Genomic DNA, 11,893 nt, shown 5'->3' on the forward strand with positions numbered 1-11,893 from the left:
TCGACCTTAATGTCGCAATGCCGAGCGTGCCCACACAGACACCGGCACCGTTGGACATGCTGCGCTCGGCGCGGTTTCGAGCCGAGCGGGAGGCACAATGGCGGGTGCTCGACCAGCTTGTGACACGGGTCGAAAAGCGCGGCGTGGCCACACTCAACTATGATGAGGTGCGCTCGCTCACCTCCGGCTACAGGCAGGCGATGAATTCGCTCAGCGTCGCGCGCGACATCTCGCTGGACAAGGCGCTGATATCCTATCTCGAGAGCCTGTGCGCCCGCGCCTATCTCGTGGTCTATGCACCGCAGGAAAGCGTGAGTGGCCTGATAAGCCGGCTGTTGATCTGTGGTATCCCGCAGGCCGTACGACGGTCCTACCTCCCCTTGTTCATCGGCTTTTTCGCAATGATCCTCGGGGCCGCCGTTGGGTACAAACTCTATCTCGACGATCACAGCTGGTTTTATGCGCTTGTGCCGGCCGATCTGGCGGGTGATCGCACGCCCTCCGCCTCGGCAGACCTGCTTCGATCTACGATCTATGGAAATGAGGGGAACGCCACCGACGAGTTGGCGGCCTTTATGGCTTACCTTTTTTCCCACAACACGACGATTGCCGTTTTGATTTTCACCCTTGGCATCTTCGCCGCCATTCCAAGCTTCGCACTGACCTTTTATAATGGCATGATACTGGGCGTATTTTTCGCCATGTTCTCCCAACACGGGCTGGGCTACGACGTGTTCGCCTGGCTTTCCATCCACGGCGTCACGGAACTTGCGGCAATTGCGATTGCTTGCGCGGGTGGCGCGCGTCTCGGGCTCGCCGTCCTCCTGCCCGGCGCGTTGCGCCGCAGAGATGCCTTGCGGCAACAGGCCCACGATGCCGTCAAGCTCGCCTTCCTTGCGGCCATCATGCTCATTGCTGCCGCTTTTCTGGAGGGTTTCTTGCGCCAGACCATTCAAGACCCATTGTGGCGGATCGCGATCGGGTGGGGTGTGGGGGCTCTGTGGGTGGCTTGGCTGACCTTGTCGGGCCGCGACAGGACGCCATCGAAAGAGACCGAGCGATGAGCCTGATCTTTCGCGACGGCAAGCGTGTAGAAGAACTGATGCCGCCGGAAGGCGTTGCGCTTCACCTTGACATCGCGTCTGTCGCATCGCGGCTGGGCGCGCAGTTCATCGACTTCGTGATGACCTTCGTCGTCGCGCTCATCTGCATCATTGTGCTTTCGCTGAGTGGCGCATTGGAGGAGAGCGCCAGAGCAACGGCGATTGCGCTTTTAGGATTCCTGTTGCGGACGCCCTACTACATTTTGTCAGAACTGATCTGGAATGGCCGCACGCTGGGAAAACGGATCGCCGGTATCCGCGTTGTGAATGTCGAAGGACGCCGCCTGACGCCGCATCAGATTGCCACACGAAATCTCATGAAGGAGGTGGAGATATTCACGCCTTTAGGCCTGTTATTTTCAGAGTCACCCGTCTGGTTGACATGGACAACCCTCTTCTGGCTCGTCATCGTCGTGGCCGTCACTTTATCCAGCAATCGGCGGCAACGGCTCGGCGATCTCATGGCGGGGACCCTCGTCATTGAAAATCCCCGCTCAGTCCTCCTGCCCGATCTTGCAGCCGCCGCATCCACCATCAAGGCGACCCAGGCTGGCTTCGAGTTCAGGCCGGAACATCTGGATATATACGGAAGCTATGAGTTGCAGACCCTGGAAGGCCTGCTCAGAGATCCAAACACGCGTCTTCGCGACAAGCAGGCCATTGAGATCGCCCAAGCGATCATCAAAAAGATCGGTTACCCCGAAGCTGTGACGCCAGGCAAGGAACTGGAGTTTTTAAATGCCTTCTACATCGCGCAGCGCGAGCATCTTGAAACGTTGCGGCTCTTCGGCAAACGCCGCGAGAACAAGTTTCACAACGCCGGCAAGGACACCACCAGCCCGTGAGATCTCAGTGCGTCTCTGACCACGCAACCGTAATCTGAGAGGACGTCGCGTCAAAAAAACGAGGCACTCTCAGGATTCTTTTGCGGTGCAACTTTGCCCGGAACTTTTAAGTTCGTCTTGCGTTCAGGTCGAATATTCAGCTTATTTTTAGAGGCATATCGTGGTTCAAGCTCAGCGCGCCGTTTCCGAGAACGAAGCGAAGCAAAACGGCGATCCGCAGGATCGCGAGCTTCAGACAAAAACCGACGGTCAACAACCAAAGCACGAAGACAAGAAGCCATCGGTGATACGCCGACATCCCTATTGGGCGGCGCTCATCATTGTTGGTCTGATTGGGCTCGGGATCGCTACCTACTTCGTCTGGCTCGTCTATTTCTATCCTTATGAGACGACGGATGACGCCTTTGTCGATGCGCGCAGTTTCGCGCTCGCGACGAAGGTCTCCGGTTATCTTGAAGATGTCGCCGTTACTGACAACGCCCACGTCGCGGCTGGCGCCGTGATCGCCAAAATAGCCCCGCGCGATTATCAGATCGCCGTGGACCAGGCCGAGGCCCAGGTGGAAGCGGCCAAGGCATCGATTATCAATGCGACGGCACAGATCGATGTCGCGTCGGCTGCGATCGATGAAGCAAAGGCGCGTGAGGCCTCATCGGGCGCCGCTCTGCAGTTTGCGAAAGACGATGCCAACCGACAGCGCCAATTGCAGCAGGGCGGCGCTGGCAGCCTGCAGACATCCCAGCAGGCAGAATCAAACCTGCGCCAGGCTCAGGCGGCATATGCGGAAGCCCAGGCCAACATCAGTTCGGCAATGAAGAACAAGGTCGCCGCAGAAGCACAGCGCACCAGCGCTGAGGCGAGCCTGAAGCAGGCAGAGGCCCAGGAGGAAAGCGCCGACCAGAACCTCGACTACACGACGCTAACCGCCGCGCAGCCTGGTCGCGTGGTAAAGATCAGTGGTGCGAAAGGACAATTCGTCCAGGCGGGCCAGGCCATCGCCATGTTCGTGCCGGATGAGATTTGGGTCACGGCCAATTTTAAGGAAACGCAACTGGCCGACATGCGCCCCGGCCAGCCGGTGGAACTCACGATCGACGCCTATCCGGATCACCTTCTGCACGGCAAGGTCGACTCTGTGCAGCCGGGTTCCGGCACCGCCTTCTCGCTGCTCCCAGCAGAGAACGCCACAGGCAACTATGTGAAGGTCACCCAGCGCGTGCCGGTGAAGATCACGGTTGATAATTGGCCGAAGGATGTCTCCATCGGTCCGGGCATGTCGGTCGAACCCACCGTGACCGTTCGCCCCAGAGGCTAATCCACACATCAGGATCGAGGACCGGATATGGCAACCGCGACAGCGACAGGCGGAACCGGCGCAATGGCGAGTGGCCAAAGCACCAATCCCTGGTTGGTGGCGGTCGTCGTGGCGCTCGCCGTGTTCATGGAGGTGCTCGACACCACCATCGCCAACGTCGCTCTGCGTTATATTTCCGGCGGGTTGGCCGTCAGTTCCGACGAGGCGTCCTGGGTCGTCACCACCTATCTCGTCTCCAACGCCATCGCGCTGATCGCTTCCAGCTTCATTGCCCAGCGCTATGGTCGCAAGCGGTTCTACCTCGTTTGCCTTGCCATGTTCACGGTCGCCTCCGTCATGTGCGGGCTGGCATGGGATCTGCCGTCGCTTCTCGTCTTTCGCATGATCCAAGGCTTTGCCGGCGGCGGCATGGTGCCAGTGTCCCAATCGATCCTCACCGACGCTTTTCCTCCGGCAAAACGCGGTCAGGCCTTTGCGATTTTCGGCATCGCCGTGGTAGTCGCACCCGTCGTCGGCCCGACACTTGGCGGCTGGCTGTCCGACAATCTCTCCTGGCATTGGTGTTTCCTGATCAACGGGCCTGTCGGCATTTTTGCTTTCCTACTCGTCTATTTCCTGGTCAACGATTCCGACGACCAGAAGAAAAAGCGCGAAGAGATGCGCCAATGCGGCATCCGTTTCGATATTATCGGTTTCTTGCTGGTCGCGACGTTCCTCGGATCGCTGGAACTCATGCTCGACCGCGGCCAGATCGAGGATTGGTTCGACTCGACCTTTATCATCGTCACAGCGATGATCTGCTTTGCCGCTCTGGCGGCATCGATTCCTTGGCTACTGACTGCCAAGAACCCGGTGCTTGATGTGCGACTGATTGCAACGCGGCAGTTCGGCTCGTGCATGATCGTGATGCTGGCAATCGGCGCCATCCTCATCGCCACCACCCAGTTCGTGCCGCAGGTGCTTCAGGAAAATTATGGCTATACCGCCACATGGGCGGGCCTGGCGCTATCCCCAGGCGGTCTGGTGACCATGTTTATGATGTTCATGGCAGGCCAGTTGACGTCTCGCATCCAGCCAAAATATCTGATCGCCGTTGGCGCGACGATGGTTGCCCTCTCCATGTACGACCTGACGCGCCTCAGCCCCGATGCGGATTTCAGCTTCTTCGTCTGGTCCCGCTGCATTCTGGGTCTCGGCCTGCCGCTGATCTTCATCCCGATAACCGCCGCCTCCTACGACGGTCTGCGACCAGACCAGACCGACCAGGCCTCCGCCCTGATCAACGCAGCCCGCAACACCGGCGGCTCGATCGGCGTCTCAATCGCCTCCAACGTACTGGCTCACCGCGAGCAGTGGCACCAGAGCAGACTGGTCGAACACGTCAATCCCGCGGATCCGGCCTATCATCAAACCATGCAGAACCTGCAGGGCTTCTTCGCAGAGCGCGGCTCCTCTGTGGTGGACGCACAAAACCAGGCCATGGCGTTCATCGGCCAGCAGGTCGGCGCTCAGGCGAGCTACCTTGCCTATATCGACGTGTTTTTTGTCCTGGCGGTCATTTCCATACTCGCGGTTCCGCTGGCACTGATCCTGCGCAACGTCGATACGAAGGCTGGCGGTGGCGGGATGCATTGAGCTTTCCTAAGCAACCCCTAAGCATTAAAGCCATACAAGGCGACGCGGTGGCAAATCTCTTCCAGCTTGTAGAATGGTGCAATGGAGCTCCATGTGCCGCTGCCGACATCTAAACCAGAGACCGCTATGTACGCCGAAGCGGCCTAATCAAGGTGACCTATAGCCGGCGAAATAACAAAAATATGGCCACTAATGCCGCGACGCCAAACTTCCATAAGCATCGTTGAATAAAGATAACCAAATTTTGTACGATACTTCAGCCAAAAAGATAAAAAGACAGTACGAAACGTCGTTTTAATGAGAAAACCCGCCGAATAAATCGACGGGTTTTCCAGCTGGATGGACGATTCTCGCCGTTGCGAATACGTCATCTCGACAAGATCAAGCAAACAACCAAGTGCTCGGAGCAGAACTAATCAAAACATCGTCAAGTATGATCTTCTCACCTGAGTGCACGCCAGAACCATTGTAGGTGATTACGGTGCTGCCGTCGTCAGCGGCAAATCCCCAATCGCTGGCGCTAGTACCTTTCAGGTGGAGCTTGTCTGCAGCGGCGTCAAAGCCGTAAATTACATCTGCTGTATGCGATTTTTTTCCCATGTCGCCGAGGTTGAACACAAATGTATCCGCTCCGCCGCTGGCGTACATGGTATCGACGCCCTTCCCACCGATCACCGTGGAAGACTTCAGCGTGACTGCGCTAAGGTCGATCGTATCGTCCCCGTCGCCAGCATTAATAAACACAGCGGCGTTAGATCCGTCTGTAACGCCGTTCCCACCGTTAGTGGCAGAGGAATTTACAACGCCACCAATGGCCTTAAGGCTCTCGCCCTGGGTGATAACGATCTTGTCGCTTCCATTACCGGTATTAATTCGGACTTCGTTAACCCATTCTGCGGTGTTTGACAGAAGCGAGACATGAACGTTGTCGTTACCCGCGCCCGTTTCGATGTTTCCTCGTTTGACATTAAGGACTTCAACAGTTGAGTTGCCGTTTCCTCCGAACAGAATGTCGGCATGAACGAAATCCTTGACCTGAATGTTCTGCGCGGTGTCCGATACCGCAAGCACGTTTTTAACGGAATTCCATGCTCCGGCAACGTCGAAGCTGAAGCCGTTCAGATCCTTATCGTAAGCTACGCCCACCTTGCCTCCGCCTTGCACGTTGACCGTTGAGATAGGATAACTTTGCCCCAAACCGGTGGTCTGCGCAGCGGTTTCATCGGTCAGAAGACCATTCACCGTTTCCTCAGCCGCCTTCAAATCCGCCACGGTTGCTGCACCGCCGTTACCAAACTGTACTGAAAATGCCATTTCTTCTCTCCTCATTTGCCGATTGATACGAATTGAATTTAATTCGCGCGGCTATAATTACTAATCATTAATTTATTATACAAAAGCAGGCTCATGGCAATCAAAAAGTGTATTCGGACAGCAGTAATGATGAAATATTATTCTTCACGAAACGCTTTATAGAATCTATCGTATAGAGGTTTGGTGAAATAGGAAGCCACGTTACGGTCTGCTATCTTGATAAAAACCTCCGCAGGCATACCTGGATAAAGACCTTTTCCATTGAGAGATGCGATGTGAGCCTCATTAATTCGCAACTTTACTGTATAATATGGCTCATTTGTCCTAGGATCTACCTGCAAGTCTGGACCAACAAAAACAACTTTTCCGGGCATATCTGGTGTAGTACTGAGATTGAAAGCGGTGAATCGAATCTCGGCATTCTGATCGAGGTGTATTTGATCGATATCTTTTGGACTAAGGCGGACCTCGACTTCGAAGTCCTGGCGATCCGGTACAACCCGCATTAAGATGGCACCGGGCTGGACCACCGCACCCACATTATTGATCCCGATCTGGTGTACCCGCCCCTTGACAGGCGACGAAATTTCAAGGCGCTTGAGCTGGTCGAGCGCTGCGGCTCTACGCTCCTCATACTCAACGATGCTCGCTTCTGTTGCGGTCAAATCTTCTGCTGCTTTCGTCGAGTGATCTCGTTCCAACTGAAGTATCTGGAGATCGGTCTCGCTCGCTTTACCCTCAATCTGAGCCTTCTGCGCCACGAGTTGTCCCAGCTGCCCACCAAGATCAGCCTTCTGCCGCTTTAAAAGGTTGTAGCGTTGCAAAGTGATGAGGCGTTTCTCGTAGAGAGCAGCGCTTTGGTTCGTCTCTTCGTCGATCAGCTCGGCTTGTTCCTGTACTGCAGCTATCTGAGATGCAAGCCCTTTGGCCTCCTCAAATAATTGTTGCTTTCTCGTCTCCAGCTGCCGACGAGATCCTTCACGAGCAGTCAAGCCACTTTCTAGGATGCCTGTCTCGCTAGCGATGACTAGATCGCGAGCGGTCGGATCAAGAAATGCGAGCAGGCTCCCGGGAACTGTCAGCTCGTCTTCTCCCTTGATTTCCGCGATCAGTCGCGCTCTGCGCGCGTAGAAGCGGGACAGCGAGCTTTCTACGATTGACAGGTTCGCCTTTGCGAGCGTCGGATCAAGACGGAGCAGGATATCGCCCGCCGAAACCTCGTCTCCTTCCTTAACAAGAATCTCGCTGACGATGCCTCCCGCCAAGTGCTGGATATCCTTCGAGTTACCTTCAATGACGACACGTCCAGGTGCAATGACCGCACTCGCTAATTCAGTCGTGGTCGCCCATCCGCCGATTCCGACAACAAGTGCAAGGGATAGTGCCGCCACCATAAGGAAGTGCCTACGAAGCGAACGCTGCAAAGACGCTGCGTTGTTGTCCTGTATTGCCGGTGATCGGCCATGTGCTTCAATCTGCAGCATTGGCAATTTCCTTAGAAGCGGGACTACCGCTTATGGGATGCACGTTGGATCCGTTCGGGCGAAGAAACTCATCTCGGTGGCCAAAGTGCTGGAGCCGACCGAAAGCCATAACCATGACCTTATTTACATTTTCCAATGCGCTTGGCCGGTGGGCAATGACGATCACGATGCCTTTACGAGCACGAACGGAGGCGATCGCGGCGCTCAACGCGATATCTCCGTCCCTGTCTAGATTGGAATTCGGTTCGTCGAGAAGCACAACAAAGGGATCACCATAAAGCGCGCGAGCAAGCGCAACGCGCTGCGTCTGCCCCATGGAGAGAGCTTCACCTCCATCGCCTATTCGCGTGTCGTAGCCTTGGGGCAAGGTAACAATCAATTCGTGAACGCCGGCATCACGAGCAGCTGAGACGACCGACGTGGAGGTGGCGTTGGGATCGAATCGAGCAATATTCTGACCGATGGTTCCTGGGAAAAGCTCAATAGACTGGGGCAGATAGCCAATACTCTTCCCTATATCTTGCGGACGCCATTGTTCGATACTGGCTCCATCAAAGCGAACCGAGCCATGCAACGATTGCCAAATCCCCACGATCATTCTTGCAAGAGTGGATTTTCCCGACCCACTTGGCCCAACAATCCCTAAAGCATCTCCTGCTTCAAGTGAGAACGAGACATCAGAAACGGTCACTCGGCCGCCGGGCGGACCGCCAGTTATATTTTCGAGAGACAACTCGCGGCAGGGCTTCGGGAGGGTCGTCTCTACTGTCGGAATCGGCACATTGGTTAAAAAGGCACCTAACCTTGCCCAACTATTCCGTGCCGAAGCAAAGCTGCGCCAATTTGTTATCCCGAGTTCGACGGGAGCGAGCGCTTTGGCCGACAAAATCGATCCGGCAATGATGCTTCCGGCCGTCGTTTCGCCCATAACGACAAGATAAGCGCCGACTGCCATAACCCCCGACTGAAGAACCATCCGAATGGTACGGGAAGAAGCGGCAAAGCCGCCGATAATGTCAGCAGTACGGCTCGTTTCAAACCGTAGTGCACCCTGATGCTCACGCCACATCGCGGACATCGTATGGACCATTCCCATTGCCTTTGCAGCTTCAGCACTGCGCAAGCTACTGCTAACGAAATTGTTGCGACGCCCCCGCAGATTGGAAGCATTATGGTTCAGCCGCGCTGTCGACCATTCAGTCAGACCTGCCAAAATAATCAGGATGATCGCACCGACTAAAACCGTCAGCCCAATCAGCGGATGGAGCAGAAAACAGATGAACAGGTAAACGGGAAGCCAGGGAAAATCGAAGAACGCGCTCAGTCCTTGCCCAGAAAGAAATGCCCTTACGTTGTCGAGGTCCGTAATCGGCTGCGTTGGATCGCCTCGCAACGATTTTACAAGCGGCGCTCGAACCACGGCCTCGTATACGCGGGAACTGAGCTGTTCCTCCATGAGATTCGCAGTCCGGATCATTATCCGTCCGCGAACGATGTCAAATAGGGCTTGAAAAGCAAACAAGGTGAGCGTGAGCACACATAACGCCAGAAGAGAAGGAATGCTTCTGCTCGGCAGCACACGGTCGTATACTTCCAACATGAACAATGATCCCGTCAAATTCAGGATATTGATCGCTCCGCTGGCAACTCCAACTGCTATCAGAGACTTAGAAGCGGAGAATTTGAACTCAGAGAACATGTGAACACCGCCTCAAACAAAACAACAACTCGCATCAATCAAGGTAAATACCGGCATTCCGGTGATGCATTTTCTCTTCACTGATCACAAATATTTCTTAGAATTAACCGGACCGTCTTTGTGAAGAGAGCTACACGCACAACGCGTAGACACTTTCAAAAATCTTCAAATGCCTCAGATTAAATGCCTCAAAGAGCCCGGCGCGGATTATCCTGCAGCTCTATGTATAATAATATTGCGCCTTACGCCACAATAATTCTAATACATCGTTAAATGCCAAGCCTATATTGCACCACAATGAAACCTGGACGTGTATATTAGCAATTAACGACGAACGCATATTCAAATGCGCCACCAGCAATGGCAAGTTTATCTAATCGTTTCTGTCGCAGGGACTACCTTACCGGTGCGCGTCGCCAACCACATCTTGCCGGCTTGTAGACTGACAACAATGTCACTTGATAGAACGAGATGCGGACATCGAGGAACGCTGCTAAGCGACTTCAAGGGCTGGGCGTAAAAACGCATTTATTTTCGACTTCATTGACGCTCGCCAATAAGCCACTCTGTCAGCTTACCCACCGCCACGTCTTTGCTCTTGGGTCGCATCAACCAATAGCCGCGGTTCGGTGCATCGAGGCTCGGACCCGCAGTTACCAGCACACCTGCCTCCAGCAGAGGATCAATCAATCCCGCCCAGCCGAGCGCGAAACCCTGTTCGCAGATGCTTGCCTGCACGACCATCGCGTAGTTGTTGAAGCTGATGTCGCCGCCGCTGTGTTCGGGTGCTCGCTCCACGCCGAATTGGGTCAGGTAGTCGGCCCAATCGTACCAATGCGTCTGGGAATTGTTTTCGAGATGAATGAGCTTACGTCTGGAGAAATCCGCAATGCTCGCGGTTGCGGATTTATCCGCCAGCAAGGCGGGCGCGCACACCGGAGTGACCTTTTCAGAAAGCAGCAGGACCGCTCCTTCGCCTGCATCCTGCTTTGTCCCGAAGATGACCATTACGTCGCTGTCGTGCTTACCCTGACCCAGCGGATCCTGTGTTGCGACGATCTGGATATTGATATCGGGATTGAGGAGACGAAAGCCGTGCATGCGCGGGATCAACCACAGTGACGAAAACGCATAGTCCGTGTGCAGGCGGATCGTCTGACGCTCGTCCGTTTTACGCAGTTGGCCCGTCACAAGGTCGATGGCGTCGACACTGCGCGATGCGACCTCGAAGAGCCGCTGCCCTTCTGCCGTGAGTTCTATCCCACGATGTTTGCGGCGGATCAGGGCAACACCAAGTTCATCCTCGAGCCTGCGGATCTGGTAGCTGACAGCCGGCTGGGTCAGCCTGAGCGATGCAGCCGCTGCCGTTAGGCTGCCGCGACGAGCCACCTCGGTGAAAATGCGCATCCAGCCAAGATCGAGCGGTCGCTCTGACATTAAAATTCCTTATGCCAACTATCGAAAAATACCTGCTTTACAGGCAAAAACAATGCTGCGCTCAATAAAGGAAACTAATAAAGGGGAACCACAATGAAAATCGATTATAGCCTGCATCGCATAGCCGCTGGTCTGTTTTTATCGGTGGCAGCCTTCTCAACTCCACTTAAAGCGGCCGATGATGCGGCCTGCAAGACAGTCCGCCTCAGTGATCCGGGTTGGACCGACATCACCGCGACGAATGGCGTGGCTTCCGTTCTGCTCGATGCGCTGGGCTATGAGGCGGACGTGAAAACCCTCTCGGTTCCGATCGGCTATCAGGCGATGAAAAACGGCGAGATCGACGTCTTTCTTGGCAACTGGATGCCAGCGCAGAAATCCTTCGTCGATGACCTGAAAGCCGCTAAGGCTGCCGAGGTGATGACGAAGAATCTCGAAGGCGCCAAGTTCACGCTGGCGGTGCCAGCCTATATGGCGGAGAAGGGCGTGAAGGATTTCGCCGATCTCTCCAAACATGCGGACGAGTTTGAAAGCAAGATCTACGGCATCGAGCCGGGCGCGCCTGCGAACCAGAACATTCAGAAAATCATCGATGCCAACGACTTCGGGCTCAAAGGCTGGCAATTGGTGGAATCCGGCGAGCAGGCCATGCTGGCGCAGGTGGAGCGGGCAGGTCGCGACAAGAAGGCGGTGGTCTTCCTCGCCTGGGCTCCGCATCCGATGAACAAGAAGATCGACATCACCTATCTTTCCGGCGGCGACGCCTATTTCGGTCCGAATTTCGGCGGCGCGGAAGTCTACACGCTGGCGCGCACGGGCTGGCCTCAGCAGTGCCCGAACGCGGCAAAGCTGTTCAAAAACCTGACGTTCAACATCGACATGGAAAACAGCCTGATGGGCTCAATTCTAGGTGGCGAGGACTCCAAAGCGGCGGCCACGGCTTGGCTGAAGGCGAACCCGAAATCAATTGACGGTTGGCTGCAAGGGGTGACGACATTGGGCGGCAAACCGGGTGATGCCGCCGTCAAGGCAAAGCTTGGGCTCTGAAGCCGGAAATTTCG

At 55.3% G+C, this 11,893-nt stretch carries 9 protein-coding genes; 5 read left to right on the top strand and 4 right to left on the bottom strand.

Going from position 1 to position 11,893, the window contains the following annotated elements:
* Positions 1-17 precede the first annotated feature (17 nt).
* The 4 genes from AC07U5_RS14850 to AC07U5_RS14865 all read left to right on the top strand — a co-directional run bounded on the left by AC07U5_RS14850 (position 18) and on the right by AC07U5_RS14865 (position 4,898).
* Positions 18-1,064: a stage II sporulation protein M gene (locus AC07U5_RS14850; RefSeq protein WP_494724251.1), complete on the top strand. Its 1,047-nt coding sequence runs from the start codon at positions 18-20 to the stop codon at positions 1,062-1,064.
* Positions 1,061-1,948 (top strand): RDD family protein, encoded by an 888-nt coding sequence (locus AC07U5_RS14855; RefSeq protein ID WP_494723459.1) that lies wholly within the window; start codon positions 1,061-1,063, stop codon positions 1,946-1,948. Before AC07U5_RS14850 ends, AC07U5_RS14855 begins: the two co-directional genes overlap by 4 nt.
* Before the next feature lie 160 nt (positions 1,949-2,108).
* Positions 2,109-3,263 carry an HlyD family secretion protein gene (locus AC07U5_RS14860; protein WP_494723460.1) on the top strand — a complete coding sequence of 385 codons (1,155 nt, stop codon included), beginning with the start codon at positions 2,109-2,111 and terminating at the stop codon, positions 3,261-3,263.
* A gap of 27 nt (positions 3,264-3,290) precedes the next feature.
* Positions 3,291-4,898, top strand: coding sequence for a DHA2 family efflux MFS transporter permease subunit (locus AC07U5_RS14865; protein ID WP_494723461.1), 1,608 nt, complete (start codon positions 3,291-3,293; stop codon positions 4,896-4,898).
* A 381-nt stretch (positions 4,899-5,279) separates the two neighbouring features.
* Here AC07U5_RS14865 and AC07U5_RS14870 read toward each other — a convergent pair whose 3' ends face one another.
* The 4 genes from AC07U5_RS14870 to AC07U5_RS14885 all read right to left on the bottom strand — a co-directional run bounded on the left by AC07U5_RS14870 (position 5,280) and on the right by AC07U5_RS14885 (position 10,832).
* A complete protein-coding gene (locus AC07U5_RS14870) occupies positions 5,280-6,212 on the bottom strand; it encodes a rhizobiocin (RefSeq protein ID WP_494723462.1) in 933 nt (310 codons plus the stop codon).
* Between the two features lie 137 nt (positions 6,213-6,349).
* Entirely contained in the window at positions 6,350-7,606 is a 1,257-nt protein-coding gene (locus AC07U5_RS14875) for an HlyD family type I secretion periplasmic adaptor subunit (RefSeq protein WP_494724252.1), read from the bottom strand.
* Positions 7,607-7,682: 76 nt separating this feature from the next.
* Entirely contained in the window at positions 7,683-9,395 is a 1,713-nt protein-coding gene (locus AC07U5_RS14880) for a type I secretion system permease/ATPase (RefSeq protein WP_494723463.1), read from the bottom strand.
* Positions 9,396-9,935: 540 nt separating this feature from the next.
* On the bottom strand, positions 9,936-10,832 hold the full coding sequence (locus tag AC07U5_RS14885; RefSeq protein ID WP_494723464.1) for a choline sulfate utilization transcriptional regulator: 897 nt from the start codon (positions 10,830-10,832) through the stop codon (positions 9,936-9,938).
* Between the two features lie 93 nt (positions 10,833-10,925).
* On the opposite strand from AC07U5_RS14885, the gene AC07U5_RS14890 reads away from it, so the two are divergent.
* Positions 10,926-11,879 carry a choline ABC transporter substrate-binding protein gene (locus AC07U5_RS14890; protein ID WP_494723465.1) on the top strand — a complete coding sequence of 318 codons (954 nt, stop codon included), beginning with the start codon at positions 10,926-10,928 and terminating at the stop codon, positions 11,877-11,879.
* Positions 11,880-11,893 lie beyond the last annotated feature (14 nt).

The sequence above is a fragment of the Agrobacterium sp. GW821-FHT02D03 genome, from assembly GCF_059421725.1.